This is a genomic window from Nocardioides sp. CER19, assembly GCF_029846275.1.
GTDB lineage: Bacteria > Actinomycetota > Actinomycetes > Propionibacteriales > Nocardioidaceae > Nocardioides.
Genome location: NZ_JARVWS010000001.1, coordinates 621,861 through 647,661 on the forward strand (window position 1 = coordinate 621,861; position 25,801 = coordinate 647,661).

Sequence of the window (25,801 nt, forward strand, 5' to 3'; positions counted from 1 at the left end):
CGACGCTGATCGCCCATGAGTTGTTCAGAGAGGACGACTCCATGCGTCAACCTTCACGCCGTGTGCTCACACGCGGACTCGCGGTGCTCGCCACCGGTTGTCTCGGTCTCACCTGTCTCTCCACGGCACACGCCGCCACCACCGACCCCGGCGTGTCCCCGTTGGAGGCCGCCAACGCCGCGCTGTCCCAACGGGCCGCCACCGAGGGCATGGTGCTCCTCGAGAACCACGACCACGCACTGCCGATGGCCTCGAGCGGCAACGTCGCCGTGTTCGGCGTCGGCGCCTACGTGACCGTCAAGGGCGGCACCGGGTCCGGTGCCGTCAACAACCGCTCGAACGTGACGGTCCGCCAGGGCCTGGAGAACGCGGGCTACTCGGTCACCACCAGCCCGGCGTACTGGAACGCGATGACCTCGGCGTTCGACACGAAGTACCCACCGAACCCCAACGGCGGCGTCCTCGCCGCCGCGCCCGACTACTCCTCGGTCGAGCAGCCGCTCACCGGCCAGAGCGCCGCTCCGACGGCGCCCACCGACACCGCGCTCTTCGTCGTCGCCCGCAACTCCGGCGAGGGCGCCGACCGCAAGTCGGGCCAGGGCGACTACCTGCTCACCGACGCCGAGAGGGGCGACATCGCGCTGCTCGGCAGGACCTACAAGAAGGTCGTCGTCGTCCTCAACACCGGCGGCGTGATGGACACCGAGTTCTTCAAGGACATCAACGCCGACCCGACCGAGAAGGACCCCGCCGGCGGGACCGCGCTGGACTCGCTGCTCCTCATGAGCCAGGCCGGCGAGCAGGGCGGTGCCGCGCTCGTGCAGGTGCTCGACGGCGAGGTCAGCCCGTCGGGCAAGCTCACCGACACGTGGGCGTCGAAGTACTCCTCCTACCCGGCCGCCGCGACGTTCGGCACCGCCGACGGCACGGCCGCCACCGAGAGCTACAGCGAGGGCGTCTACGTCGGCTACCGCTACTTCGACTCCTTCTACCGGCAGCTCGACGCCGCCCACCCCGAGAGCGTCGTCAACTACCCGTTCGGCTACGGGCTGTCCTACACCGACTTCGCCATCCGGCCGCTCGGCGTCACCGCCGACATGCACCAGGTCACCGTCAAGGCGCGGGTCACCAACGTCGGCAAGCGCTACAGCGGCAAGCAGGTCGTCCAGGTCTACGTCTCCGCTCCGCAGACCGGGCTCGACAAGCCCTACCAGGAGCTCAAGGGCTACGTGAAGACCGACCGGCTCGCTCCCGGCGCCTCCCAGCGCGTCACGATCCGGATCGACACGTCGTCGCTGGCCTCGTTCGACCAGGCGAAGGCGCAATGGGTGCTCGACAAGGGCGAGTACGTCGTCCGCGTCGGTGACTCCTCGCGCAACACCCAGGTCGCCGGGCGCCTGGAGCTCGGTGCGACCACGCCGACCGAGCTGGTCGGCCACGAGCTCGCCGACCAGGCCCCGGCCAGCGAGCTGACCAGCGACCCGGCGAGCTTCTACAGCTACCCGGGCGAGGCCCGGCAGCTCGCCGCCGCCCCGCGGATCACGCTGCACGCCCACGGCTTCCACGCCCAGGACGACCGGTCGGCGTACGAGCAGGACGTGCCGGTGGCCACCTCGCTGCCCTACGACGCGGTCGAGCACCACCGGCTCTCGAGCATCACGACCTACGTCGACAAGAAGCAGGCCGACTGGGAGGGCACCGGCGCGGCGTACGCGGCCAAGGCCGGTGAGACGGTCAAGAAGGTCGACGTCGACCGGAGCAGCACGCTCTACGACGTGGCCGCCGGGCGTACCTCGATGGAGCGGTTCGTCGCCGGCCTGAGCGTCACCCAGCTCGCCAACATCGTCGAGGGCGCCAATGTCGGAGGCACGACGCCGTCGGCCATCGGCGCGGCCGGCTACACGACCGCCAAGTACGAGAGCCTCGGCATCCCCGGCATGGCCCTCTCCGACGGACCCGCCGGCCTGCGGCTGACCCAGCAGATCCCGACGACGCCGAAGACCTACCAGTGGGAGACGGCCTGGCCGATCGGCACCATGCTGGCGCAGACCTGGAACCGCGGGCTGATCCAGCAGGTCGGTGAGGCGGTCGGCAAGGAGATGGTCGAGGCGGGCGTCACGCTGTGGCTCGCGCCCGGCATGAACCTGCACCGCGACCCGCTCAACGGCCGCAACTTCGAGTACTACTCGGAGGACCCGGTGATCGCCGGCCTGACCGCCGCGGCGACGACCCTCGGCGTGCAGAGCAACCGCGGCGTCGGCGTCACGATCAAGCACTTCGCCTTCAACAACCAGGAGACGCAGCGCAGCGGCGGCAACTCGGTCGTCGGTGAGCGTGCGGCGCGCGAGCTCGAGCTGCGGTCCTTCCAGATCGCCGTCACCACCGCCCAGCCCATGGCGGTCATGAGCTCCTACAACCGGATCAACGGCACCTACGCCGCCCAGGACTACGACCTGCTCACCGACATCCTGCGGGGCGAGTGGGGCTTCCGGGGCCTGGTGATGTCCGACTGGGGCGGCAGCCACGACGCCACGGCGACGATGTACGCCGGCAACGACCTCATCGAGCCCGGCAACGCACCGCAGAACATCATCAACGCGATCAAGAAGCAGGCGCCGACCATCGACGTCGCCGGTCTGCCCGTCTACACCAGGACGGTCACGCCGACCCGGACGTCGTGGTCGTGGCAGTTCGGCGGCTTCACCCCGTCGGCCACCGGCGCGGAGACGATCTCGACGACGGTCGACGGCAGCACCGACCTGAGCAAGGCGCCGGCCTCGGGAACGGCCACGATCGACGCGATCAACAACCTGACGTTCACGGCCGACCCGAAGCTCGCCACGGTGAACGACGCCTACGCCTACGTCACGAACCTGCTCGCCGGCAGTGCCCTGACGGCGGCCCAGAAGGCCGCGATCAGCGTCACCGACGTCGTGCACCAGAACCCGGCCGACAGCAGCAGCCCGGTGACGTCGTACACGGTCGTCATCAAGGGCGGCTACACCGCGACCGGCTACCCGATGCGGCTCGGTGACCTGCAGCGCAGCGCGCGGCGGGTCCTCACGATCGCGATGCAGTCGGCGCCGTTCGCGCAGCTGGCCCAGAACCAGGGCCGGCACGTGTCGGTGCGGAGCTATGACGACCAGTTCGACCTGCCGGTGCTCGTGGACGCGTCCACGGCGGGTGTCGTCCCCGGGCGGAGGCACGACCGATAGGTCGGTCCCTCCCTGGATCCGGGGGTCTCGGCGGCGCCGAGGCCCCCGGGTCGTCTACTCGGCCAGGAAGCCGAGGACCGCGTCGGCCACCTCGTCCGGCGCCTCCTCGGCCTGGTGGTGGCCCGAGTCGATCACCCGGTGCCGGAGCGGCTGCTCCAGCCACGGCTTCCAGATCGCCGCCGGGTCGCCCTGCAGGTCCAGGTCGTCGTGGGCCGACTCCAGCAGCAGCGTCGGGCAGGCGACCCGGCGGCCCGCCTCGCGGTCGGCGGCGTCATGGTCGCGGTCGATGCCCAGGCCGGCCCGGTAGTCCTCGCACATCCCGTGCACGACGGCCGGGTCGCGCAGCGCCGCCCAGACGTCGGCATGGTTCTCGGCTCCCATCAGCTCCGGCGGGGACGTGCGGTACCACGCGTCCGGGTCGGCGTTGATCACCCGCTCGGCCGGCTTGTCGGTCTGGCCGAGGAACCACCAGTGCCACCACGCCTCGGCGAACCGCGCGTCGGTCCGCTCGAGGTGCTCGATGACGGGCAGCCCGTCCATGACGACCAGGTGCGAGACCCGGTCGGGGTGGTCCATGGCCGTCCGGAACGCGACCAGGGCGCCGCGGTCGTGGCCGACCACGGCGAACCGGTCGTGACCGAGCCGCGCCATCAGCTCGACGACGTCGCCGGCCATCGCGCGCTTGCTGGACTGGGCGTGGCCGGCCGCGTCGGGCGGCAGCGTCGAGCCGCCGTACCCGCGGAGGTCGGGGCACACCACGGTGTGCCTCGCGGCGAGCCGCGCCGCCACGGCGTGCCAGGTCGTGTGCGTGCGAGGGTGACCGTGCAGCAGCACGACCGGGGCCCCCGTGCCGGCGTGCCGGACGCGCAGGGTCACGTCCCCCAGGTCCACCCAGTCCAGGACGAAGCCGTCGAACATGGGCCCGAGCCTAGGGGCGGGCGGGCCTCTGATCGTCAACGACCGGTGAAGACGTCCTCGATCCAGTCGGCGGTGAACGCGCCGACGTGGGGGAGGTGGTCGAGGCCGATGTGCTCGGTCGCGCCCTCCTCCGGGGTGAAGACCCGGAGCTCGCGGCGCGGGCTGTGGACCGCCTGGTCGTAGGACTGGTGCGCGTACTCGACGTTGATCTGCCGGTCGTTCGAGCCGTGGGTGATGAGGAACGGGCAGGTGATCTGCTCGACGACGCCGTTGAGGTGGATCGCCTCGGCCGCCTCGATGAACGCGTCGATGTCGTCGTACCCCCAGACCCACAGCACGTGGTCCCAGTAGTGCGGCACCGGGTTCTCGCCCTCGCGCTCGAGACGCGCCTTCTGCACCTCGCCCCAGTTGTGGTTGGCGCCCCAGGCGACCGCCAGCGCGAGCCGCTTCTCGAACGCGGCCGCCCGCGGCACGTAGTAGCCGCCGAGCGACCAGCCGACCAGGCCGATGCGGGAGTGGTCGACGTCGTCGCGGGTCTCGAGGTAGTCGACGCACGCCGCCGCCCAGTCCTCGGTGGTCACCCGCGCCTTGAGGTCGGCGAACCGCAGCGCCTCGCCGCTGCCGGGGCAGTCGACCTGCAGCACGGAGATGCCGCGCGCTGCCATCTCGGCAGGCCAGCCGGAGCAGTACATGTGCTCCTTGGTCGAGTCCAGGCCGTTCCACATGATGACGGTGGGCGCAGGGCTCCCGTCGGGACGCTCCGCGCGGGTGAGGTACGCCGGCAGGATGCCCCCCTCGAACGGCACCGCGACCCGGGTGGTCGCCGGGTCGACCAGCTCGAACGACTTCTCCATCAGCTCCAGCAGGTGCTGGTAGACGACCTTGCGGCCAGGGTCCTTCGCCGACTGCATCCGCTCCGCCTGGCACAGGTACGCCGCCGCACGGAAGTACTTCTGCCCGGCAGTGCGCAGGTGGCCGGCCTTCTCGGCCTCGGCCGCCTGCTGCTCGAGCTGGTCGGCGACCGCCTGCCACGACCGCATGAACTCGGCAGTCCCGACGTCGGAGCCCTGCTTGGCGAGCTCGCGGATCGGGCGGCAGGCGCGGTCCACCTCGTCGATCAGGCCGCCGCTGTTGAGCGTGGCGGCGACGCCCAGGTTCCAGATGTAGTTGCCGGGAAAGTACTCGAACATGGCTCGACTGTGCCCGCGGTCACATCAAGGGCGGAACCAGGCAGCGGTGATGCTAGGTATCGGCGACCGCTCGTTCCGCCCGGCACCGATCTCGCGTTTGCTGGGCCACGTGACCGACATCACCTTCCCGCCCGGCTTCCTCTGGGGCGCCGCCGGCTCGGGACACCAGACCGAGGGCGACAACGACAACAGCGACACGTGGTTCGCCGAGCAGGTGACCCCGACCGTCTTCGCGGAGCCGTCCGGACCCGCCTGCGACAGCTATCGCCGCTGGCGCGAGGACCTCGACCTGGTCGCCGGCCTCGGCCTCGACGCCTACCGGTTCTCGGTCGAGTGGGCACGCGTGGAGCCGGAGGAGGGGGTGTTCTCCGACGAGGCCCTCGACCACTACGAGGCGATCGTCGACGAGTGCCGTGCTCGCGGGCTGGTGCCGGTCGTGACCTACAACCACTTCACCGCGCCGCACTGGTTCGCGAAGCGAGGCGCCTGGCTCGACCCGGAGGCGCCGGCGTTGTTCGCCCGCTACTGCGATCGGGTGACCGCGCGCTTCGGGGACCGGATCGGCTTCGCGGTGACCCTCAACGAGCCGGACCTGCCGCGGGTGCTGTCGTGGCTCGGCCTCCCCGACGTGGTGCGCGACCTCGAGCGGGCGACGCTCGCCGCCGCGAGCGAGGCGGCCGGCGTGCCGGCGTACCGGCTGGGCAACGTGGTGCTGCCCGAGGAGCTGGCAGCGATGGAGGACGGCCTCGCCGCGGCGCACGCCGCCGGCAAGGCGGCGATCAAGGCCCGCCGTCCCGACCTGCCGGTCGGCTTCTCGCTGGCGCTGATGGACGACGTCGTCGTCGGCGACGACGCGTCCGTCCGGGACCGCAAGCGGGCCGAGGTCTACCAGCGCTGGCTCGAGCTCGCCCGAGAGGACGACTTCCTCGGCGTGCAGAACTACGAGCGGGTGCCCTACGACGGCTCCGGCCAGGTGCGGCCACCGGAGGGAGCGGTGCTCAACCAGATGGGCACCGAGATCGAGCCGGGGTCGCTGGCCGGCGCGGTGCGCTACGCCCACGCCGTCGCAGGGGTGCCGATCTTCGTGACCGAGCACGGCCTGGCCAGCAACGACGACACGCTGCGCGCCGCGTTCATCGAGCCTGCGCTGACCGGCCTGGGCGAGGCGATCGCCGACGGCGTGCCGGTCCTCGGCTACACGCACTGGACGCTGCTCGACAACTTCGAGTGGATCTTCGGCTACGCGTTCCACTACGGCCTGCACGAGGTGGATCGCGCGACGTTCGAGCGGCGCCGCAAGCCCAGCGCCGACGTGTACGCCGGCTTCGTGGCCGCCCAGCGGGCCGGCCTGACCGTCCGGGAGCCGGCGTGAGGCCGACCGCCCTGCGTGCCGAGCACCGTGGCGACGCCCTCGGGATCGGCGAGCCGAGGCCGCGGCTGTCCTGGCTGCTGCCCGAGGGGGCGGCTCGCCAGGACGCCTACGAGGTCGCCGTCGACGACGCGGTCCTGGAGGTCGGGAGCGGCGAGCACGCGCTCGTGCCGTGGCCGGCCGAGCCGCTCCGGTCGGGGGAGTCGCGGGTCGTGCGGGTGCGCGCCCGCACCGACCTCGGGTGGTCGGAGTGGTCGGAGCCGCTGGCCGTCGAGGCCGGGCTGCTGTCCGCCTCGGACTGGGCGACGTCCTGGGTCACCCCGGCGCCGCTCGAGGACGGCGCCCGGGACCGGCCGGGCTTCCGGCCGGCGTACCGGCTGCGCGGCGAGGTCGTCGTCGACCGTCCGGTGCGACGCGCACGGCTGCACGTCACCGCGCACGGCATCTACGAGCCGTGGCTCGACGGCGAGCGGGTCTCCGACGACGAGCTCACGCCCGGCTACACGGAGTACCTCCGGCGCACGCAGGTGCAGACCTACGACGTCACCGCCGCGCTCACGCCCGGCCGGCACGTCCTGGGCGCGCTGCTGGCCGACGGGTGGTACCGCGGCCAGGTCGGCCTGACCCGTGCCCACGACCAGTGGGGCGACACAACGGCCCTGCTCGCCCAGCTCGTCATCGACCACGAGGACGGGACGCGCACCATCGTGGGTACCGACGCCGCATGGCGGTGCGCGACCTCGCACGTCCTCGCCGCCGACCTCATCGAGGGCCAGCAGGAGGACCGTCGGCTGGTCGAGCCGGACTGGTGCACGCCGTCGTACGACGCCTCCGGCTGGACCGCGGTGGCGGTCGACGACCGCGGCTTCGAGATCCTCACCGACACGCCCGCCCCGCCCGTACGGCCGGTCGAGACGCTGCGCCCGGTGTCGGTGCGGCGGTTGCGCGACGGCGTGGACGTCGTCGACTTCGGCCGGAACGTCAACGGCCGGGTGCGGCTGAGCGCGCTCGGCCCGGTCGGCACCCGGCTCACCCTCACCCACGGTGAGGCGCTCGGACCTGACGGTGAAGTCACGATGGACCACCTGGTGCCCAACACGCCTTTCCTGCCCGAGCCGCTCAGCGCCGGCCAGGTGGACGTCGTCGTCTCGGCCGGGATCGCCGACGACGTCTTCGAGCCGCGCTTCACGACGCACGGGTTCCAGTACGTCCGCGTCGAGGGCCTGCACGAGCCGCTGGCGCCCGGCGACATCGCCGCGGTCGTCGTCCACAGCGACCTCGAGGCGCGCGGGACGTTCACGTGCAGCGACGAGCGGCTCGACCGACTGCACGACGCGGCGGTCTGGAGCTTCCGCGGCAACGCCTGCGACCTGCCGACCGACTGCCCGACCCGCGAGCGGGCCGGCTGGACCGGCGACTGGCAGCTCTACGTGCCGACCGCGTCCTACCTCTACGACGTCGACGGGTTCTCCCTCAAGTGGCTGCGCGACGTGGCCGTCGGCCAGTGGGACGACGGCGTGATCGCCTCGATGGCGCCGATCCCGCCGGTGGAGATGCAGGGCATCCTCCACGAGGTCAACGGCTCGGCCGGCTGGGGCGACGCGGTCGTGCTGGTGCCGCTCGAGCTCTACCGCGAGTACGGCGACACCGAGGTGGTCCGCGAGCTGTGGCCGGCCATGGTGCGCTGGCTGGACCGCGTCGAGCAGATGGCCCGCAAGGACCGGCACCCCGAGCGGGTCGCCCGGCACCCCGAGCCGCGGCCTCACGACGAGTTCCTCTGGGACACCGGCTTCCACTGGGGGGAGTGGCTCGAGCCGGGCGACGAGCCGACCGACTTCGTCGCCTTCATCGAGGCTGACAAGTCGGAGGTCGCGACCGCGTTCTACGCGTGGTCGACCCGGCAGGCGGCGTACCTCGCCTCCGTGCTCGGCCTGGGTGCCGAGGCCGAGAGGTACGCCGGGCTCAGCCGACGCGTCGCCGACGCGTGGGCGACCGAGTTCGTCGAGGACGGCCACGTCGTGCCGCGTACCCAGGCCAACCTGGTGCGCGCGCTGGCCTTCGGCCTGCTGCCCGAGGAGCTGCGTCAGCAGGCGGCCGCCGACCTCGCGGCACTGGTACGGGAGTCGGGGGTGCGCGTCGGCACCGGCTTCCTCGCGACGCCGGACCTGCTGCCGGTGCTGGCCGACCACGGCCATCTCGACCTGGCCTACGAGCTGCTGCTCCAGGAGTCGGAGCCGTCGTGGCTGGCGATGATCGCGCGCGGGGCGACGACGGTGTGGGAGCGCTGGGACGGGATCGACGCAGACGGCGTGCCGCACGAGTCGCTCAACCACTACTCCAAGGGCGCCGTCATCTCGTTCCTGCACCGCTACGTCGCCGGGCTGCAGCGCGTCGAGCCGACCTGGCGGCGGTTCCGGGTGCGGCCGCGGCCGGGCGGTGGGCTCACGTCAGCGTCCACCTCACACCTCACGCCGCACGGGCTGGTGGAGGTGTCGTGGACGTCGTCAGGGGGCTCCGTGGAGCTCGCGGTCACCGTGCCGCCGGGATGCGTGGCGGAGGTCGTCGGCGCCGACGGGAGCACCACCGAGGTGGGGCCGGGCAGCCACCGGCTCTGAGCGGTGTCGGGCCTCGAAATGAACGGTCACGCCCCGGTCACCCCTGGCGCCGGGCACGGCCAGCGGAAGATGCTGGGCGCGGGACGCCGAACGGCGCCCTCCAGTCGTCGCGAGGAGGAATGCATGACCATCAAGGACATCGGGCCCAGCCCGCAGAGCTTCGACCTCGAGAAGGCCACGGTCGAGAACGGCAACTACCGCTCGGTCGCGTGGACGGGCAAGTACCTCCAGCTCACCCTCATGTCGATCGAGCCCGGTGACGACGTCGGCCTGGAGGCGCACCCCGAGACCGACCAGTTCCTGCGGTTGGACGCCGGCCGCGGCCGGGTGCAGATGGGACCGGCCGAGGACCGGCTCGACTTCGAGCAGGAGGTCGAGGACGGCTGGGCGATCTTCGTCCCGGCGGGCACGTGGCACAACGTGACCAACATCGGCGACGAGCCGATGCGGCTCTACGCCGTCTACGCGCCGGTGCACCACGCGCCCGGCGCCGTGCAGCCGACGGCCGACGACGCGGAGAGCGCCGAGGAGTCGGGCGCCGACGAGCCGCCGGCCTGGTCGGTCCAGCCCGGGGAGCAGGTCTCGGACGAGCATGCCTGACGACGTACGCCGACCCGGCGTGTGCCGAACCCGCGACATCGCGGCCTCGGCTCGGGCAGGATCTGCCCATGTCTGACGAGCTCATCTTCGGCGAGGACCTCCCCTACGAGGAGACCCGGACGCCGTCGCCGTTCTTCTCGCCGGCGGTGTGCGCGGTCGCCGCGTTCGCCCTCGCCGCGACCGGCCTCCTGGCCCAGAACGCCTTGACCGTGGGCATCTCGACCTTGTTCGGCCCGCAGTTCGCGTCGAACGACAGCGTGGTCGGCTACTACGTCAGCCTGGGCGCGGGCAGCGTGGTGCAGGCCGTGGTCGCGCTGCTGCTGGCCGTGCGGAGCTTCCGTTCGGACGTGCGGTGGGAGGCGAACGTCGGTCGGGCCGCCGCCCTGCTCGCCGTCGTCGCGCTGATCGCGGGGGCGGCCACCATCCTGGGGGCGATCATCCACCAGAGCTCGCTCTCCTGACCGCTGACGGCAGCCGGCGGCGCGTCTGACAGGGTCGACCCGTGCCCTACTTCGAACGGACCGGTCCCACCACGTTCAGAGCGACCGAGCACGTGGGCGGTGCGTGGAACACCGACGAGCAGCACATCGCCCCTTCCCTCGGGCTGATGACGCATGCCGTCGAGGCCGACCACCGCCGGCGCCGCGACGGCGACGTCCTCGCGGTCTCCCGGCTCTCGTTCGACATCCTCGGGGTGCTGCCGATCGACGAGGTCGACCTCGAGGTGCGGGTGCTGCGGGCCGGGCGCACGATCGAGCTGGTCGAGGCGGTGCTCAGCCACGCCGGCCGCCCGGCCGTCCTGGTCCGTGCCTGGCTGTTGGCCGAGCGCGACACGGCGGCGCTCGCCGGCTCCGACCTGCCGCCCCTGCCCTCCCCGGACGCGATGCCGTGCTGGGACCCGACCGAGGTCTGGCCGGGAGGGTTCATCGCCTCGGCGCGGCTGCGCCGCGACCAGGAGTCGCCCGGGCGCGCCCGCTACTGGGTCCGCACCGACGTGCCGCTGCTCGACGAGCCGACCAGTCCGCTCGCGAGCGCGGCCGGCCTGTTCGACATCGCCAACGGCATGACCGTCCGCGTCGCGCCCACCGAGGTGGCCTTCCCCAACGTGGACCTCACCGCACACCTCTTCCGCAGCCCGCGGCCGGGCTGGCTCGGCTTCGACACCACCGTCAGCTTCGGCCCCGACGGGCGCGGGCTGACGAGCAGCCGGATCCACGACGAGGACGGGCCGGTCGGCACGCTCGCCCAGACGCTGACGGTCCGGCCCGCCTGATCGCGGGATCAGCACACGACGCAGGTACGGGCGGTCGGCCTGACCTCGAGGCGCTCGGGCGCGATCGGCCGGCCGCAGCGCTCGCAGATCCCGTAGGAGCCTTCGTCGAGCCGGACCAGCGCGGCGTCGATGTCAGCGAGCTGACGCTGCGCCTGCTGGACGAGCGTCGCGACCTGCGAGCGCTCGAACGCGATCGTGGCGCCCTCGGGGTCGTGCTCGTCGTCGGCGTTGGTCGCGCGGGACGCCTCGACGATCTCCCGGAAGTCGCCGGTCAGCTCGGCCAGCCGTCGCTGCGTGCGCCGGCGGTCGGTGAGGAGGCGCTCGCGGATCGGGTCCATCCGGCAAGTCTGACCTGCGGACCCTGACGGGCCGGTCAGAAGCCGACGACCCCGCGGTGCCCGCCCTCGTGGTCCTCCTTCGAGCACCGTCGGCACCGCAGGTAGTGGGCGGTCCCGTCGTCCGAGTAGCGCGTGACCCACTTGTGCCAGCCGATCCGGCACCTCAGCGGCTTCCGCATCAGCCCATGCTGGCGGACGTGGTGCGGAGGCAGCAAGGGTCGGCGCCGCTCGCCCGGCTCAGGGCAGGATCGAGTCGACGTACCCGCCGTCGACGCGCACCGCCCCGCCCGTCGTCGCGGAGGCGAGCGGCGAGGCGAGGTAGGTGACGAGGTTCGCGATCTCCTCGGGCTCGATCAGCCGCTGCAGCAGGGACTGCGGGCGGTGGTTCAGCATGAACTCGCGCTGCGCCTCGTCCCAGGGGAGGTCGCGGTCGACGAGCTGGTAGACGAAGTCCTCGACCCCGCCCGTGTGCGTCGGGCCGGCGATGACGGAGTTGACCGTGACGCCGGTGCCGGCGGCCTCCTTGGCGAACCCGCGGGACACGGCGAGCAGGGCGGTCTTCGACATGCCGTAGTGGATCATCTCCGCCGGGATGACGACCGCCGAGTCGCTGGCGATGGAGAGGATCCGGCCCCACCCGCGGCCGGTCATCCGGGGCAGGTGGTGCCGCGTCAGGCGTACGGCGGCCAGGACGTTGACCTCGAAGAAGCGGCGCCACTCCTCGTCGGTGATCTCCAGCGCGGGGCGCGACTCGAAGATCCCGAGGTTGTTGACCAGGACGTCGACGTCCGGCAGCGCCTCGGTCGCCGCCGCGAAGCCGTCGTCCGACGCAACGTCGGCGACCACCGGGACGAGCTCGGCGTCGGCGAGCTCCGCGCGGAGCCGGTCGATCGCGCGGTCCACCGAGCCCCCCGACCGGCCGTTGACGCCGACGCGCGCCCGGGCGGCCGCCAGACCACGGACGATCGCCAGGCCGATGCCCTGGGTGGAGCCGGTGACGAGGGCTGTCCTGCCGGTCAGGTCGATCCTCATGCGACGACCGTAGCGGCAGCGGCGTCAGCCCGGATCGACGTCCTCCGGGACAGCGGCCGCATGAACGTCCGCTCGTAGTTCGCGTTCACGAGCCTGATCCAGGCGGCGGCGAACCGCTCGAACGCCTCGCTCTGCCGGGGATCGATCGTGTCGTGCACGACGGACGTGATCACGCCGCGCACGCTGGGCCTCAGGCCCGTGGGCCTCCGTGCATCAGCCCGGCGAGCCCGCCGGGGAGCGTCTCCACGAGCGAGGCGTCGAAGTCCCCGTCGACGAGGACGAACACGACGCGGGCCGGCTCGGTGCCGCGGTTGGCCCAGGCGTGGTCGGTGCCGCGCTGGACGACGATGTCGCCGGCGCGCAGGGTGACCTCGGAGTCGTCGAGGATCAGCGTGATCTCCCCGGAGAGCACGATCCCGTAGTCGATCGAGGCGGTCCGGTGCATCGGTGACTGCAGGCCGCGCTCGTCGAGGTGGCCGGGCTGGAACTCGTTGACCCGGATCTTCGTGCCACACGGCGGGGGAGGTACGGCGAGCGTGCGCTCCGTCGGCTCGCTCGGCTCGGCCGCCGTGATGCGCGCCGGCGCTCCCTCGGTGTTCCAGACCTCGTGGAACCCGACCCCGTCCTCGGGGATCTCGCGGCTGACCGGCACCGGGCCGTCCGAGAGGACGACGGAGACACCGGCCGGCGTGTGGCCGGTGACGACCCGGCGGGGGGCGCTCATGCGTGGGTCCCGATCGGGCCGCCGTGCAGGGCCTCCATCTCCGGCCAGAGGTTCGGGATGCTGAGACGGAAGGGCGGCTCGTAGTCGGTCAGCTCGACGTAGGCGCGGTGCAGGTTGCACACGACCCGCTCACCCTCGGGCCAGTCGCTGTAGAAGTCGGCCTGGTGCTTCTGGGCCGCCTCCAGCGGGGTCAGTCCGGCCGCGAACGAGTCGGTGGCGATGGCGGCGAGGCGGTCGACGTAGGTCTCGAGGTCGTCGAGCACGCGGCCGACCTCGTCGCCGCGGCAGGCCGGCCCGTGGCCCGGCACGAGCACCTCCGGCTCGAGCGCACGCATGCGCTGCAGGGCCGTCCTGAAGCCCCGCATCGAGCCCTCCATGAAGATCGGGTGGCCGCCGGAGAAGGCCAGGTCGCCGGCGAAGACCACCTTCTGCTCGGGGAGCCACACCGCGACGTCGTTGGTGGAGTGCGCGGGGCCCATCGTCATCAGCTCGATCGGGAACCCGTCGAGGTGCAGGGTCAGCCGGTCGTCGAAGGTCACGTCCGGCGGGCGGACGACGAGGTCGCCGTAGTCGGCCTTGAGCTCCCGGGTCGCGGCCAGCCCGGCACGGAGCACGCCCTCCCGGCACAGGTGGTGGCCGACGATCGTGGTCGTCGGCGGCAGGAAGCCGTTGCCGTAGGTGTGGTCGGGGTGGTGGTGGGTGTTCACCGCGATCTTGGGGTCGCGGGCACCCACGCCGGCGACCTCGGCGAGGAGCGCGCGGTTGCGCTTCTCGGTGGACGTCGTGTCCACGAGGACGGCGTCCCGCGACGCGTCGGTGATGACGCCGCAGTTGTTGACCATCCAGCCGCCCGCAGGCTGCACGTAGGCGTAGACGCCCGGTGCGAGCTCCTCCAGGTAGGGCGTCCCGTCGTCCCAGGCCACAGGTCCTCCTCGCTGCATGGAGACGCGGTGTGCGCCCCATCACAGTCAGCCGGATCGCGACGCCAGGAACAAGGTTCCGCGGCATCACCAGGACCGATCACTGGCATCCGTGATCGGCCGTTCCGGGTCGAGTCGGCAGCTGCCAGACTCCGACGGGTGGCAGGGTCAGTCGAGCTCGTCCTCGAGGTCGACGGCGACGTCGTGCAGCAGGTTGCGCAGCCAGACGACCGCCGGGTCCTTCTCGCGGCGCGGGTGCCAGTGCGCCGCCTCGGTGATCCGGACCGGCTCGACCGGCGTCTCGGCCACGACGAGGTCGAGGATCTCCAGGCACCGGCGCGCGAGCCGCGACGGGACGAAGGCGCACATGTCGGTGCCGGCGACCGCGAAGGGCAGCGTGAGGAGGCTGGTCACCTGGACGAGCACCGTCCGGTCGGCCAGGCCCTCGGCCTCCACCGCGAGCTCGAGGGGGCGGCGCCGGTCGCCGGCCGCCGTGAACTCGGCGACCGCGTGCGGCATCCGGCCGAGGTCCTCCAGGCTCAGCGCCCCGCCGCGGAGCAGGGGATGGCCCTGCGCCACGAGGCAGACCAGGTGGTCGGTGAACACGGGCTGCGTCCGGCCCGGGAACTCGAAGCCGAGCGGCGCCACCACCAGGTCACGGCGCATCAGCTGCGTCTCGATCTGGTCGCGGCGTACGTCGAGCGGGTCGAGCGCCAGCGTGCAGCCCGGTGCCTGCTCGGCGAAGACGCGGGTGAGCGGGCGGGCGAGCACGGTCATCGCGTACTCGGACATGCTGACCGCGAACCGCTTCGTGCTGGTGGCGGCGTCGAAGTCGCGCTGGTTGCCGAGCAGCGCCTCGGCGGCCTCGACCGCCTCGGCGACGCGGGGCCGCAGCTGCTCCGCGAGCGGGGACAGCTCGAACCCGCGCCCGGAGCGCACGAGGAGCTCGTCGTCGAAGTGCTTGCGCAGCCGGGTCAGCGCGCCGCTCATCGCCGGCTGGCTCATCGTCATCCGCTCACCCGCGTGCGTGAGGTTGCGCTCCTCGAGCAGGGCGTGCAGGGCGAGCAGCAGGTTGGCGTCGACGCCCCGGAGCCGCTCCCTCACCCTGCGCTCCTCACCCCTGGCTGTGACCGCCGTCACCGGTGGCATGGGACTCTAGTGCCCGGCACGACGAGACCGAGAGGGGACGGCGCATGGCGCTCGGCGGCACCGACCTCAACCTGCTGCTTCCGCTGAAGGTCCTCCTCGAGGAGGGCAACGTGACGCGCGCCGGACAGCGCCTCGAGCTCAGCCAGCCGGCGATGAGCGCGGCGCTGGCCCGGCTCCGGCGGCGCTTCGACGACGAGCTCCTCGTGCGGGCCGGCCGCGACTACGAGCTGACGCCGTTCGCGCGCGACCTGCTGCCCGAGGTGCAGCACGCGGTGCGGCTGATGGGCTCGGCCCTCCAGCTGGAGGACGAGTTCGACCCGGCGACCAGCCGGCACACGTTCCACCTGACGATGAGCGACTACGCGATCGCCGTGGTGCACGAGCCGCTCGTGCGGCTGGTCGAGGCCGAGGCGCCGGGCGTGCGGCTCAGCATCGACCACCTCGGCCCGGAGTCGCGGTCGTCGGACCGGCTGCTGCTCGACAACGACGCGGTGATCGCGCCCATCGGCTTCGGCTTCCCGGGGGAGTCGCGGCCGCTGTGGCGGGACCGGATGGTCGTGCTGGCCGATCGCGGCAACCCCCGACTCGCCGACGGCCGGCTCACGATGGCCGACCTGGCCGAGCTTCCGCACGCCGTCGCGTCGTTCGGCCCGGGCGTCCTGACCCCCGTCGACCGGGTCTTCGGGGACCACGGCATCGATCGGCGCATCGCGCTCCAGGTCTTCGGCTTCCTGCCCCTGCCCTTCGTCATCGAGGGCACGGAGATGGTGGCCGTGGTCCCGGAGCGGCTGGCCCGCATGCACCTGCGGGAGGGCGGCACGATCACCGTCGTCGATCCGCCGTTCGGCGAGGTGCTCCTGCCGGAGGGCTACTGGTTCGCGCCGAACCGGATCTCCGACCCCGCTCACCGGTGGCTGTTCGACCGGCTCGACGCGGTCGGCGCGGAGCTCGCCGGGCATCAGGCCAGGTAACCGACGAACAGGCAGTCCGGGTCGCGGTCGGCGTACACCTGCTGGAGCCGGTCCCACGCCGCGTCGGAGAGGAAGCGGTGCCGGCGCCGGCGCAGGTCGCTGTCGCCGAGGTACTGCCCGACCGTGACCGGCTCGAGGTCGGCCATCACATCGGCGAGCCACGCCTGGTGGCGCTCGTCGTCGGCGGCGTCCTCCCACAGCACGTACGACGCCAGGTAGATCTCCGACTGCACGGAGAACGCCATGTCGGGGAGCTCCCGGAGCGGCGCCATGCCGAACCAGATCGTGAACGCCTTGTCGTTCGGCAGCGTCGTGTAGGCGCGGCGCATCGCCGGCACCACGTCGGCCGCGGAGCCGGAGAGCCAGGCGTTGTCGACCGCCCAGCGGTGCCCCTCGGGGTTGTCCTCGAGCTGGCGGGCGCGCTGCTTCTCGGGCGTCGTCGGCTCGTTGTCGATGAGGAGGTTCGCGCGGTCGAGGGCCGGGTTGTCGCGGAACGGCGCCAACGCACGGTCCGCCTCGAGCTCGTCGTCGACCATGGCCAGCGCGGTGACGAGCAGGACCGGGTCGGGGGAGATCGCGTGGTCGGTCTTGGTGAGCGCGACGATCTCCACGGTGTCGGCGACCGTGCCGTGGACGTCGTGCAGCCAGGTCATCACCTCGTCGAAGTCCTCCATCCGGAAGCCCTGGACGGTGTGCGCGAAGTGCCGTGGCAGCGGCCGGGTCTGCAGGTGGAAGCGCGTGACGACCCCCGGGAAGCCGGGACCGGCCCCGCGCGCGGCCCAGTAGAGGTCGCTGTTCTGCGTCGCGTCGGCGCGGACCAGCTCGCCGGCGGCGGTCACGACGTCCACCGCGACGACGTACTCGGCCGCCCAGCCCCAGCCGCGCGCGTTCCAGCCCTGTCCGCCCTGCAGCAGGAAGCCGCCGATGCCCACCGTCGGACAGTGGCCGCCGAGGAAGAACCGACCACGCTCGGCGAGGTAGGGCGCCAGGTCGGCGCCGCCCCGCACGGCCGGCGACGCCGACACGATGCCGGTCGCCTCGTCGTAGTCGATCTCCTGCAGGGCGCCGAGGTCGAGGACGAGCGCGTCGTCGCGCACCGACCACTGCGCCCAGCTGTGCCCGCCGGAGCGGACGGCGACCTGCCAACCGCGCTCACGCGCCAGCCGTACGGCGGCCACCACCTCCGCCTCGGTCTCGGGGCGCACCACCGCGACCGGCTGCCGGTCGGGCAGCCGGCGGTTGAAGATCCGGTCGACCCGGGCCTCCTCGAAGCCGGCCGACCCGCGCTCGACGAGCGAGCCCGGCATCAGGCGGGCTCCACCAGCGCGTGCAGCGTCTGGCCCATGATCCGGCCCGGGTCGGCACCCGGGGTGTCCGGGTGGATCTCCCAGTCGGCCAGCGTGAGGCTGTTGTCGAGCACCATCTTCACGCGCGGGAAGCGGCGCTCCATGAACGCCGGCAGCACGTCCTCGACGGTGACGGACGGGTCGCCGCTCGTGAGCATCTCGGCCAGAACCACCGCGTCCTCGGCACACATGGCGGCGCCCTGGGCGATGAGCGGCGGGCAGGCGTGCGCGGCGTCGCCGATGATGATCGAGCGGCCCCGGTGCCACGGCGAGTCGACGCAGATCGCCTCGATCCACTGATAGTTCACGACCGCGTCGTCGGAGAGGCTGTCACGCACCTCGCCCCAGATCCCGCCGTAGCCCTGGCCACGCTCCTTGAGCTCCTTGCCGCGTGGGCCCTCGCCGACGAACGAGCGGTCGAGGTTCTCCTCGAGCAGGAACGCGTAGCAGAGGTCCTCGGAGATCGGCGTGTAGCCGGCCTTGTACTTGGGTCCGCCGTAGTACATCTCCGAGCAGTCCATCTCGGGCGGGCGCTTGGCGACGGTGCGCCAGATGCCCATCCCGACCGGCTTCGGCTCGGCCTCGATGCCGATCATGCCGCGCACCTTCGACCGGATCCCGTCGGCGCCGACGAGCAGGTCGACCGTCTCGGTGCTGCCGTCGGAGAGGGTCACGGTCACCGAGTCGCCGTGGTCGTCGATGGCCGTGAGCGTCGTCCCGAGCCGTACGTCGACCCCGGCCGAGACGACCTCCTCGGCCAGGATGTCGGCGATGTCGCCGCGGACCGCCCCCATCGTGCCGGGCAGGTCCGGTCCGCCCATCGGCGGCGCGGGGATCTCGGCGATCACGTGCCCGTCGGCCGTCTTGAGCCGCAGGTGGCTGAACGCGAACCCGCGCTCCGAGAGCTTGTCGTAGATGCCGACCGACCGGAACGCCTTGAGCGCGTTGCCCTGGAGCGTGATGCCGTGCCCGACCCCGCCGAGGGACTCGCGCAGGTCGACCAGCACCACCTCGACGCCCTTCTGGGCGAGGGCGAGCGAGAGCACGCCGCCGGTGATGCCGCCGCCGACGACGAGGACGCGGCCGACGGTGTGGGCTTCGGTGTGGGCTTCGGTGTGGGCTTCGGGGCTGGACTGGGACATGTCAAAACTCCTGGAGCGGGTGCGAAGCGGAAGAGGAGGGGTCACGCGGCGAACATCGACGGCCGCGAGCCGGTGATCCAGCCGACGACGTGGTCGCGGTCGGCGCCGGCGGTCGGCAGGTCGGCGACCTTCCGGCCGCGGTTGAGGATGACCAGCCGGTCGGCGACCTCGTAGCAGAGCGGCAGGTCGTGGGTGACCACGACGATCGCGATGCCCTGGTCGGCCATCCGGCGGATGAGGCCCTCGACGTTCTTGGTCTGCTCGTAGCCCAGGGCGGCGGTCGGCTCGTCGAGCAGCAGGACGCCCTGCGACTCGCCGTTGACGCGGATCGCGCTGCGGGCCAGCGCCACGACCTGGCGCTGGCCGCCCGAGAGCATCTCCACGGGACGCGTCATGGGGGCGGTGCGGACGCCGAGCCGGTCGAGCTCGCGCTCTGAGCTGCGCCGCATGGCCTTGCGGTCGACGAAGCCGAGCCAGCCGAGGGCGCCCTTGCGCAGCGTCTCCTGGCCGAGGTTGAGGTTGGTCGCGATGTCCTGCGCGTCGACGAGGGACAGGTCCTGGTAGACCATCTGGATCCCGGCCGCGGCGGCGTCCCGCGGTGCGCTGAACGTCTGAGCCTGGCCCTGCACGCGGATGCTGCCGTGCGAGGGCTGGTGGGCGCCCGACATCACCTTCAGCAGCGTCGACTTGCCGGCGCCGTTGTCACCGAGCAGACCGACGACCTCGCCGGGCTTCACGTGGAAGTCGATGCCGTCGAGTGCGCGGACGAATCCGTAGTGCATCTCGATGCCCGAGAGCTCCAGGGCGGGTGTGGTCATGGTCAGACCTTCTTCTGGTGGACGGAGAGGTTCGCGGCCATCAGCCGCTCGGAGACCGAGGCCTGGATCAGCCGCTCGAGCATGAGCGAGCCGAGCAGCAGCACGCCGGTGCACACGGTCGCCCAGTAGGGCTGGATGCCGCGGATGGTGAGGCCGTTGCTGATGGTGGCGAGGATGAGCGCGCCCACCAGGACGCGGGGGAGGCTGCCTCGACCGCCGGTGAGGGCGACGCCCGCGAGCGCCACCGCGGTGAGGGCGTTGAAGATGATCTGGGGGCTGGCCTGCGGGCTGGCCTCGGTGACGACGGCGGTGCTGACCAGGCCGCCGATCGCGGCGAGCACACCAGAGATCACGAAGCCGAGCACCGTGTAGCGGTTGCTGCTGATGCCCGCCCGTCGTACGGCCTCCGCGTTGCCGCCGACCGCCATCAGCCGGATGCCGTCGCGCGTGCGGGTGAGGAAGACGGTACCGACGAGGAAGACGAGCGCGACGATGTAGACCGGCGCCGGGACGCCGACGTAGCGGTGGGTGCCCATGAACTCGAGCTGGTTGAGGCCGGGGAACGTGTAGCCGCCCGCGATGACCGCCGCCAGGCCGGAGAGGACCGACAGCGAGCCGATCGTGACGATGATCGGGTTGAAGCCGCGCAGCGCGATGAGCCCGTTGGCGATGCCGACGACGACGCCGCACGCGAGGCCGGCGGTCAGGCCGACCCAGGTCGGGGACCCGTGGGTCAGCAGCCAGCCGCAGACGCAGCTGGCGAATGCCGCCGTCCCGGGCAGCGACAGGTCGAGGACCCCGGTCATGATCCCGATGCCGACCCCGGCAGCGAAGAGCGCGGTGAGCGCGCCCGCGTTGGCGATCAGCAGGCCGTTGTCGACGGTGAAGAAGTAGGGCGAGCACCAGAACGCGAAGACGAGGATCAAGAGCCCCCACAGCACGAAGATGCCGCGGTCACGGAGGAAGACGAGGACGGAGACTGCGCGGGGCATGGCCTCGACGTGGGAGGAGCCGGCGGGGGCCGGCGCCGCGCCGGGGGTGGCCCCGGCGGCGGTCGCCTCTGAGTTGGTGGTCACGGTGCTCAACTTCCGGCCTTCACGACCTTCTGCGGCGTGGTCAGCTGCACACCCGTCGCCTTGGGGTCCTCGATCATCTTCAGGAGCGTGTCGACGTTCTGCGTCATGTCCTGGGCGAACTGGAGCGCGACCACCGCGTAGATGTCGCCGCTCTTGGCCGCGGCCAGCGCCTCGTCGTTGCCGCCGGTCTCGGTGATGCACGGGACCTTCTTGCCAGCGGCCTTGAAGGCGCCGATGGTGCCGAGCGCGCCCTCGTCGTTCTGCGCGAAGACGGCGTTGATGCCGGGGTGGCCCTGCAGGGCGTTGCCGACGTCGGTCTGCGCGCCGCTGCGGTCCTTGATCGTGATGGTGCTGACGATCTTCGCGTCGGGCGCGGTCTTGGCGAGGGTCTCCTTGACCGCGTTCTCGTAGTCGGCCTTGCCGGCGGTGCCGGCCTGGGACTCGCCGAAGAGCACCTCCGCCTTGCCGCCGAGCTTCTCGTTGATGCAGTTGCCGAGCTCGGTGCCGGCGGACACGCCCTCGGCCTTGTAGTCGATGGTCGCGAAGGAGACGCCGGGGACCAGTCCGGAGAGCCCGTAGTCGCTGGGGACACCGTTGAGGACGAGCGGCACTCCCTTCGACTGGGCCTGCTTCACCAGCGCCGACGCAGCCGACGGCTGGACCATGATCCCCCAGCCCGCGGCGGCGCGGCCGGACTCGACGACGCTCTGCAGGTCGGTCACCTGCTTCTGCGGGTCGAGGTTGGGGTCCTGGACGATGACGCTGTAGCCCTTGGACTTGGCGTAGGCCTGGATGCCCTCGGAGAGCTGCTTCATCGCGGGGATCTGCAGCGCCAGGGGCGAGAACACGAGGGTCTTGTTGCTGGAGCCAGAGCCCGAGCCGGCGTCGCTGCCGGCGGCGGGCTGGGTCGAGCCACCGCACGCGGACAGCGTCACGAGGCCGGTGACGGCGACGGCGGCGAGGACAGCCGCGCCGCGGCGCTTCGGCATGGAACGGGTTGTCATGAGTTCTCCTGCGGGTCGGAGGCGGCAGGCGCCTCTGTGGTGTCGGTCACAGGAAACCCGCGGTTCAGGGAAGCCGGAACCCCGATCGGGCTGATGCCAGGCATCGGCGCCCGCTCTTTCTCCGGGCTCCTCGCGCAGACCTAGCGTGAGACCGCCATCACACCGGGACGTGCCTCCGCACGGGCCCGCCCCGACACCACTGCACCCCGCGAGGAGCCCTCATGGCCTACGTCGTCAGCGCCACCTGGACCGCCCAGCCCGGCAAGGAGGACGTCGTCCGCGACGCGATCGAGAAGCTGACCCCGCCGTCCCGGATGGAGCCCGGCAACCGCTTCTACCAGGCCTTCCAGGACCCGGCCGAGCCGCTCGTCTTCCGTCTCTTCGAGATCTACGACGACGAGGAGGCCTACCTCGCCCACGGCGCGTCCGAGCACTTCGCCGAGTACGGCCACGGCCAGGCGATCCCCGTCCTCGCGAACCGCGAGCGGGCCTTCTACGAGACGATCGGCTGAGCCCGATGAGACTGGCCGCCTTCCGTCGTACCGACGACCCGGACGGCACCCGCCGCGTCGGGCTGGTCGTCGGCGACGGCTCGGGCTGGTGGCTGCACCCGTTCGCCGAGGGCACCGACCTGGTCGCCCTGCTCGCCGCCGATCCCGCCGACCGCGAGGCGGCGGCCGACGCCGCCGCCCAGGGCGACGGGCTGCAGCCCGGCGACGTCGTGCTCCTGCCGCCGGTCCAGCCGGTCTCGATGCGCGACTTCCTCACCTTCGAGGCGCACGTCGACGGCATGGAGCGCGGGCACGGCAACCCGGGCCCGCCGGCGGAGTGGTACGACGCCCCCGTCTTCCTCTTCATGGCGCCGCACGCCGTCACCGGCGCGTACGACGACGTCGCGATGCCGCCCGACACCGAGCGCCTCGACTTCGAGCTGGAGATCGCCGCGCTCATCTGCCGCGACGTCCGCAACGTCACGCCCGAGGAGGCTCGCGCTGCCATCGGCGGCTACTGCGTCATGAACGACTGGTCGGCGCGCGACGTGCAGGGCAAGGAGATGCTGCTCAAGCTCGGCCCGTCCAAGGGCAAGGACTTCGCCACCACGATCGGCCCGTGGGTCGTCACCGCCGACGAGCTCGACGACTGCCGCGACGCCGACGACTTCCTCGACCTGGAGATGACGGTCAAGGTCAACGACCAGCTCGTGGGCGCCGACCGGTCCGGGCACATGGGGTGGTCCTTCGAGCAGCTCGTCTCCCACGCGTCCCGCGCGTCGTGGGTCAAGGCCGGCGAGGTGCTCGCGTCCGGCACCTGTGCGTCCGGCTCGCTCGCCGAGTCGTGGGGCCGCAACGGGTCCCTGACGCCGCCGCCACTCAAGATCGGCGATGTCGTCGAGATGTCGATCGAGCGGCTCGGCACGATCCGCAACGTCGTCGCACCCGTGGAGGACACCGTCGCGGCGGTCGCGCCGGCCCGGCGACGCGACCGAGCGGGCACCCGCTGGGAGGCATCGGCATGACCACCGTCATCACACGGAACCCGGCGACCGGCGAGGTGCTCGCCAGCTACGACGCCCACGACGAGGCCGGCGTGGAGGGCGCACTCGCCGAGGCCCACGCGGCGTCGCTGGTCTGGCGGGACACCCCGCTCGACGAGCGGCTCGCGCTGCTGCGCGGCGTCGGCAAGCTGCTCACCGAGCGCCGCGAGGCGTACGCCGCGCTGATCACCGCCGAGATGGGCAAGCCGATCACCGAGGCGCTCGGCGAGGTCGACAAGTGCGCGTGGAACTGCGAGGTCGTCGCCGACCTCGCCCCGGGCTGGCTCGCCGACCACGAGGTCGCGTCGGGCGCGTCCCGCTCCTGGCTCTCCTACGAGCCGGTGGGCGTCGTCTTCGCGGTCATGCCCTGGAACTTCCCGTTCTGGCAGGTCCTCCGCTTCGCCTGTGCTGCGCTCGCCGCCGGGAACGCCGGGCTGCTCAAGCACAGCCCGGACGTGACGGGCTGCGCGCTGGCGATCGAGGAGCTCTTCGAGGACGCGGGTGCTCCGGCCGGCCTCTTCCGGAGCCTCGTCGTCGCGGCGGGGGACGTACCCGAGGTCTCCCGCCGCGTCGTCGAGGACCCCCGGGTCGCCGCCGTGACGCTGACCGGCAGCGAGCGTGCCGGGTCGTCGGTCGCGGCGGCCGCCGGTGCGGCCATCAAGAAGTCGGTGCTGGAGCTCGGCGGCTCCGACCCGTTCGTCGTCCTCGCCGACGCCGATGTGGCCGCCGCCGCCGCGACGGCGGTCAGGGCACGGTTCAACAACGGCGGCCAGAGCTGCGTGTGCGCCAAGCGCTTCATCGTCCACGAGGACGTCGCCGACGAGTTCCTCGAGCGGTTCGTCGAGGGCGTGGCGATGCTCCGGGTCGGTGACCCGACCGACCCGGCGACCACCATCGGGCCGATGGCCCGCGCCGACCTGCGCGACGGCATCGTCGACCAGGTCGACCGCAGCGTCGAGCAGGGCGCGCGGCTCGTCGTCGGCGGTCGGGCGATCGACGGGCCCGGGTGCTACGTCGAGCCGACCGTGCTCGACGGCGTGGAGCCCGGGATGACCGCCTTCGTCGAGGAGACGTTCGGACCGGTCGCCGCCGTGACCCGTGCCCGCGACGACGAGCACGCCGTCGCCCTCGCCAACGACACCACGTTCGGGCTCGGCGCCTCGGTCTGGGGCAGTGACGAGCACGCGCTCGAGGTCGGCAGGCGGATCCGCTCGGGCGCCCTCTTCGTCAACACGATGGTCGCCTCGGACCCCCGGCTGCCGTTCGGCGGCACCGGCCGCAGCGGCTACGGCCGCGAGCTGTCGGCCGAGGGCGTCCGTGAGTTCACCAACGTCCGCACCGTGGTGGTGGCCTGATGCGCCTGGACCACGTCGGCCTCAACGTCGCCGACCTCGAGGCCATGACGGCTTGGTACGGCAAGGCGCTCGACCTGGCGGTCGAGCTCGAGTTCGCGCTCGACCCTGCCGTTGTCGGAGCCGACTTCCGAGGCGCGATGCTGCGCTCGTCCGAGGGCTGGCGGCTCGAGCTGCTCTCCCGGCCGAAGAGCCGGCCGGGGCTGCAGGCCTCGAGCCCGGTCGAGGCCGCGCTCACCCGCGGCTTCGGGCACGTCGCGCTCGACGTGCCCGACGTCGACGCGACGTACGACGCCCTCATCGGTGCTGGCGCCGGCGAGCGGATGTCGCCGCGCCCGTCGCCGGAGCCCGGCGTCCGGATGGCCTACGTCGCCGACCCCGAGGGCAACCTCGTCGAGCTGCTCGACCGGACCGCCACGGGAGCGGCACGATGACCGGCCGCCTCGCCGGCAAGGTCGCTCTCATCACCGGCATCGGCGGCGGCATGGGCCGCGAGGCGGCGCGCAGGTTCGCCGCCGAGGGTGCCGTCGTCGTGGGCTGCGACCTCGACGCCGACGGCCTCGAGGAGACCGTCGCCCTGGTCCGGTCCGAGGGTGGCGAGATCACCGGCGACGCGCCCGTCGACGCGGGCGACGCCGCGGCGGTCGAGGGCTGGATCCACACCGCGGCGCAGGCCCACGGCGCGATCGACATCCTCTACAACAACGCCTCGATCCAGCGCTTCGGCGCGATCGACGAGATCTCGGTGGAGGACTGGGACTTCGCGATCGACATGGAGCTCAACCTCGTGTTCTACGCGGTCCGGGCGGCCTGGAAGCACCTGAAGCAGCGCGGCGGCGTGATCGTGAACATCGGCTCCATCGCCGGCACCCGCGGCGTGGAGTTCATGCCCCAGAACGCCCACGGCGCCGCCAAGGCCGGCGTCATCAACCTGACCCAGCAGCTCGCGGTCGAGGGCGGTCCCCACGGCATCCGCGCGGTCTGCATCTCGCCCGGGTTCATCCAGACCCCCGCGACGACGTTCCTCGTGGACGACCCGCCGGCGCCCCTGAAGGCCACGTGGGACCGGATCCCGCTGCGGCGGGTCGGACGACCGGACGACGTCGTCAACGCCGCGGTGTTCCTCGCCTCCGAGGAGGCCTCGTGGATCCCCGGCATCAATCTCGTCATCGACGGCGGCGGCTCGGTCCTCGGCTGACCGCCTCACCACCCAGA

The 25,801-nt window shown here is 72.2% G+C and carries 26 protein-coding genes; 12 read left to right on the plus strand and 14 right to left on the minus strand.

Features of this window, described 5'->3' with window-relative positions; translation table 11 throughout:
• Nucleotides 1-62 precede the first annotated feature (62 nt).
• Entirely contained in the window at nucleotides 63-3,215 is a 3,153-nt protein-coding gene (locus QDS12_RS03075) for a glycoside hydrolase family 3 N-terminal domain-containing protein (RefSeq protein ID WP_279876789.1), read from the plus strand.
• A 54-nt stretch (nucleotides 3,216-3,269) separates the two neighbouring features.
• On the opposite strand, the gene QDS12_RS03080 is transcribed toward QDS12_RS03075, so the two are convergent.
• Together QDS12_RS03080 and QDS12_RS03085 are read right to left on the minus strand one after the other, a co-directional pair.
• A complete protein-coding gene (locus tag QDS12_RS03080; RefSeq protein ID WP_279876791.1) occupies nucleotides 3,270-4,133 on the minus strand; it encodes an alpha/beta hydrolase in 864 nt (287 codons plus the stop codon).
• Between the two features lie 35 nt (nucleotides 4,134-4,168).
• Nucleotides 4,169-5,323 (minus strand): alpha/beta fold hydrolase, encoded by a 1,155-nt coding sequence (locus QDS12_RS03085; RefSeq protein WP_279876792.1) that lies wholly within the window; start codon nucleotides 5,321-5,323, stop codon nucleotides 4,169-4,171.
• A gap of 109 nt (nucleotides 5,324-5,432) precedes the next feature.
• Between QDS12_RS03085 and QDS12_RS03090 the strand changes: the two genes are divergently transcribed.
• The 5 genes from QDS12_RS03090 (at nucleotide 5,433) to QDS12_RS03110 (ending at nucleotide 11,180) form a co-directional block, all read left to right on the plus strand.
• Nucleotides 5,433-6,695 carry a family 1 glycosylhydrolase gene (locus tag QDS12_RS03090; protein WP_279876793.1) on the plus strand — a complete coding sequence of 421 codons (1,263 nt, stop codon included), beginning with the start codon at nucleotides 5,433-5,435 and terminating at the stop codon, nucleotides 6,693-6,695.
• Nucleotides 6,692-9,307 (plus strand): alpha-L-rhamnosidase, encoded by a 2,616-nt coding sequence (locus QDS12_RS03095; protein ID WP_279876795.1) that lies wholly within the window; start codon nucleotides 6,692-6,694, stop codon nucleotides 9,305-9,307. The genes QDS12_RS03090 and QDS12_RS03095 overlap by 4 nt, the downstream gene beginning before the upstream one ends.
• A gap of 123 nt (nucleotides 9,308-9,430) precedes the next feature.
• The gene (locus QDS12_RS03100) at nucleotides 9,431-9,907 is read left to right on the plus strand and encodes a cupin domain-containing protein (protein ID WP_279876797.1); all 477 of its coding nucleotides are present in this window, start codon (nucleotides 9,431-9,433) and stop codon (nucleotides 9,905-9,907) included.
• Between the two features lie 68 nt (nucleotides 9,908-9,975).
• Nucleotides 9,976-10,368: a hypothetical protein gene (locus QDS12_RS03105; protein ID WP_279876799.1), complete on the plus strand. Its 393-nt coding sequence runs from the start codon at nucleotides 9,976-9,978 to the stop codon at nucleotides 10,366-10,368.
• Between the two features lie 41 nt (nucleotides 10,369-10,409).
• The gene (locus QDS12_RS03110) at nucleotides 10,410-11,180 is read left to right on the plus strand and encodes a thioesterase family protein (protein WP_279876801.1); all 771 of its coding nucleotides are present in this window, start codon (nucleotides 10,410-10,412) and stop codon (nucleotides 11,178-11,180) included.
• Between the two features lie 8 nt (nucleotides 11,181-11,188).
• Here the strand turns inward: QDS12_RS03110 and QDS12_RS03115 are convergent, their stop codons facing one another.
• The 7 genes from QDS12_RS03115 to QDS12_RS03145 all read right to left on the minus strand — a co-directional run bounded on the left by QDS12_RS03115 (nucleotide 11,189) and on the right by QDS12_RS03145 (nucleotide 15,298).
• Nucleotides 11,189-11,518 (minus strand): TraR/DksA C4-type zinc finger protein, encoded by a 330-nt coding sequence (locus QDS12_RS03115; protein WP_279876803.1) that lies wholly within the window; start codon nucleotides 11,516-11,518, stop codon nucleotides 11,189-11,191.
• A 35-nt stretch (nucleotides 11,519-11,553) separates the two neighbouring features.
• Nucleotides 11,554-11,697, minus strand: coding sequence for a hypothetical protein (locus QDS12_RS03120; RefSeq protein WP_279876805.1), 144 nt, complete (start codon nucleotides 11,695-11,697; stop codon nucleotides 11,554-11,556).
• Between the two features lie 58 nt (nucleotides 11,698-11,755).
• On the minus strand, nucleotides 11,756-12,550 hold the full coding sequence (locus tag QDS12_RS03125) for an SDR family NAD(P)-dependent oxidoreductase (RefSeq protein WP_279876807.1): 795 nt from the start codon (nucleotides 12,548-12,550) through the stop codon (nucleotides 11,756-11,758).
• Entirely contained in the window at nucleotides 12,547-12,723 is a 177-nt protein-coding gene (locus QDS12_RS03130) for a hypothetical protein (RefSeq protein WP_279876808.1), read from the minus strand. The genes QDS12_RS03125 and QDS12_RS03130 overlap by 4 nt, the downstream gene beginning before the upstream one ends.
• Nucleotides 12,724-12,740: 17 nt before the next feature.
• Nucleotides 12,741-13,274 carry a cupin domain-containing protein gene (locus QDS12_RS03135; RefSeq protein WP_279876810.1) on the minus strand — a complete coding sequence of 178 codons (534 nt, stop codon included), beginning with the start codon at nucleotides 13,272-13,274 and terminating at the stop codon, nucleotides 12,741-12,743.
• A complete protein-coding gene (locus tag QDS12_RS03140; RefSeq protein ID WP_279876812.1) occupies nucleotides 13,271-14,197 on the minus strand; it encodes an MBL fold metallo-hydrolase in 927 nt (308 codons plus the stop codon). Before QDS12_RS03140 ends, QDS12_RS03135 begins: the two co-directional genes overlap by 4 nt.
• A 165-nt stretch (nucleotides 14,198-14,362) precedes the next feature.
• Nucleotides 14,363-15,298: a LysR family transcriptional regulator gene (locus QDS12_RS03145; RefSeq protein ID WP_279876814.1), complete on the minus strand. Its 936-nt coding sequence runs from the start codon at nucleotides 15,296-15,298 to the stop codon at nucleotides 14,363-14,365.
• A gap of 89 nt (nucleotides 15,299-15,387) precedes the next feature.
• Here QDS12_RS03145 and QDS12_RS03150 point away from each other — a divergent pair, with 89 nt between their 5' ends.
• Nucleotides 15,388-16,314 (plus strand): LysR family transcriptional regulator, encoded by a 927-nt coding sequence (locus tag QDS12_RS03150; protein WP_279876816.1) that lies wholly within the window; start codon nucleotides 15,388-15,390, stop codon nucleotides 16,312-16,314.
• Here the strand turns inward: QDS12_RS03150 and QDS12_RS03155 are convergent.
• Genes QDS12_RS03155 through QDS12_RS03175 form a run of 5 tightly spaced genes read right to left on the minus strand, consistent with a single transcriptional unit; the run spans nucleotide 16,302 to nucleotide 21,700 of the window.
• Entirely contained in the window at nucleotides 16,302-17,621 is a 1,320-nt protein-coding gene (locus tag QDS12_RS03155; protein WP_279876818.1) for an FAD-binding oxidoreductase, read from the minus strand. The two genes, QDS12_RS03150 and QDS12_RS03155, sit on opposite strands and share 13 nt — an antisense overlap.
• A complete protein-coding gene (locus QDS12_RS03160; protein WP_279876820.1) occupies nucleotides 17,621-18,802 on the minus strand; it encodes an FAD-dependent monooxygenase in 1,182 nt (393 codons plus the stop codon). Before QDS12_RS03160 ends, QDS12_RS03155 begins: the two co-directional genes overlap by 1 nt.
• 41 nt (nucleotides 18,803-18,843) lie before the next feature.
• A complete protein-coding gene (locus QDS12_RS03165) occupies nucleotides 18,844-19,620 on the minus strand; it encodes an ATP-binding cassette domain-containing protein (protein WP_279876822.1) in 777 nt (258 codons plus the stop codon).
• Between the two features lie 2 nt (nucleotides 19,621-19,622).
• Nucleotides 19,623-20,696, minus strand: a complete 1,074-nt coding sequence (locus QDS12_RS03170) for an ABC transporter permease (protein WP_279876824.1) — start codon at nucleotides 20,694-20,696, stop codon at nucleotides 19,623-19,625.
• A gap of 5 nt (nucleotides 20,697-20,701) precedes the next feature.
• Complete coding sequence (locus tag QDS12_RS03175) at nucleotides 20,702-21,700, minus strand: sugar ABC transporter substrate-binding protein (RefSeq protein ID WP_279876826.1); 999 nt, start codon at nucleotides 21,698-21,700, stop codon at nucleotides 20,702-20,704.
• A 221-nt stretch (nucleotides 21,701-21,921) separates the two neighbouring features.
• On the opposite strand from QDS12_RS03175, the gene QDS12_RS03180 reads away from it, so the two are divergent.
• From QDS12_RS03180 to QDS12_RS03200, 5 genes are read left to right on the plus strand one after another with little or no spacing between them, the layout of a single operon-like run.
• The gene (locus QDS12_RS03180; RefSeq protein ID WP_279876828.1) at nucleotides 21,922-22,212 is read left to right on the plus strand and encodes a putative quinol monooxygenase; all 291 of its coding nucleotides are present in this window, start codon (nucleotides 21,922-21,924) and stop codon (nucleotides 22,210-22,212) included.
• Nucleotides 22,213-22,217: 5 nt separating this feature from the next.
• Nucleotides 22,218-23,216 carry a fumarylacetoacetate hydrolase family protein gene (locus QDS12_RS03185; RefSeq protein ID WP_279876830.1) on the plus strand — a complete coding sequence of 333 codons (999 nt, stop codon included), beginning with the start codon at nucleotides 22,218-22,220 and terminating at the stop codon, nucleotides 23,214-23,216.
• A complete protein-coding gene (locus QDS12_RS03190; RefSeq protein ID WP_279876832.1) occupies nucleotides 23,213-24,589 on the plus strand; it encodes an aldehyde dehydrogenase family protein in 1,377 nt (458 codons plus the stop codon). The genes QDS12_RS03185 and QDS12_RS03190 overlap by 4 nt, the downstream gene beginning before the upstream one ends.
• Nucleotides 24,589-25,020, plus strand: coding sequence for a VOC family protein (locus QDS12_RS03195; protein WP_279876834.1), 432 nt, complete (start codon nucleotides 24,589-24,591; stop codon nucleotides 25,018-25,020). Before QDS12_RS03190 ends, QDS12_RS03195 begins: the two co-directional genes overlap by 1 nt.
• Nucleotides 25,017-25,784, plus strand: coding sequence for an SDR family NAD(P)-dependent oxidoreductase (locus QDS12_RS03200; RefSeq protein ID WP_279876836.1), 768 nt, complete (start codon nucleotides 25,017-25,019; stop codon nucleotides 25,782-25,784). The genes QDS12_RS03195 and QDS12_RS03200 overlap by 4 nt, the downstream gene beginning before the upstream one ends.
• Nucleotides 25,785-25,801 lie beyond the last annotated feature (17 nt).

Coding starts and splice junctions, on each gene's coding strand:
- QDS12_RS03135 (WP_279876810.1), bottom strand. CDS start 13,274: ATGAGCGCCCCCCGCCGGGTCGTCACCGGCCACACGCCGGCCGGTGTC.
- QDS12_RS03180 (WP_279876828.1), top strand. CDS start 21,922: ATGGCCTACGTCGTCAGCGCCACCTGGACCGCCCAGCCCGGCAAGGAG.
- QDS12_RS03185 (WP_279876830.1), top strand. CDS start 22,218: ATGAGACTGGCCGCCTTCCGTCGTACCGACGACCCGGACGGCACCCGC.
- QDS12_RS03160 (WP_279876820.1), bottom strand. CDS start 18,802: ATGTCCCAGTCCAGCCCCGAAGCCCACACCGAAGCCCACACCGAAGCC.
- QDS12_RS03150 (WP_279876816.1), top strand. CDS start 15,388: ATGGCGCTCGGCGGCACCGACCTCAACCTGCTGCTTCCGCTGAAGGTC.
- QDS12_RS03085 (WP_279876792.1), bottom strand. CDS start 5,323: ATGTTCGAGTACTTTCCCGGCAACTACATCTGGAACCTGGGCGTCGCC.
- QDS12_RS03195 (WP_279876834.1), top strand. CDS start 24,589: ATGCGCCTGGACCACGTCGGCCTCAACGTCGCCGACCTCGAGGCCATG.
- QDS12_RS03080 (WP_279876791.1), bottom strand. CDS start 4,133: ATGTTCGACGGCTTCGTCCTGGACTGGGTGGACCTGGGGGACGTGACC.
- QDS12_RS03165 (WP_279876822.1), bottom strand. CDS start 19,620: ATGACCACACCCGCCCTGGAGCTCTCGGGCATCGAGATGCACTACGGA.
- QDS12_RS03190 (WP_279876832.1), top strand. CDS start 23,213: ATGACCACCGTCATCACACGGAACCCGGCGACCGGCGAGGTGCTCGCC.
- QDS12_RS03120 (WP_279876805.1), bottom strand. CDS start 11,697: ATGCGGAAGCCGCTGAGGTGCCGGATCGGCTGGCACAAGTGGGTCACG.
- QDS12_RS03155 (WP_279876818.1), bottom strand. CDS start 17,621: ATGCCGGGCTCGCTCGTCGAGCGCGGGTCGGCCGGCTTCGAGGAGGCC.
- QDS12_RS03115 (WP_279876803.1), bottom strand. CDS start 11,518: ATGGACCCGATCCGCGAGCGCCTCCTCACCGACCGCCGGCGCACGCAG.
- QDS12_RS03100 (WP_279876797.1), top strand. CDS start 9,431: ATGACCATCAAGGACATCGGGCCCAGCCCGCAGAGCTTCGACCTCGAG.
- QDS12_RS03175 (WP_279876826.1), bottom strand. CDS start 21,700: ATGACAACCCGTTCCATGCCGAAGCGCCGCGGCGCGGCTGTCCTCGCC.
- QDS12_RS03125 (WP_279876807.1), bottom strand. CDS start 12,550: ATGAGGATCGACCTGACCGGCAGGACAGCCCTCGTCACCGGCTCCACC.
- QDS12_RS03200 (WP_279876836.1), top strand. CDS start 25,017: ATGACCGGCCGCCTCGCCGGCAAGGTCGCTCTCATCACCGGCATCGGC.
- QDS12_RS03105 (WP_279876799.1), top strand. CDS start 9,976: ATGTCTGACGAGCTCATCTTCGGCGAGGACCTCCCCTACGAGGAGACC.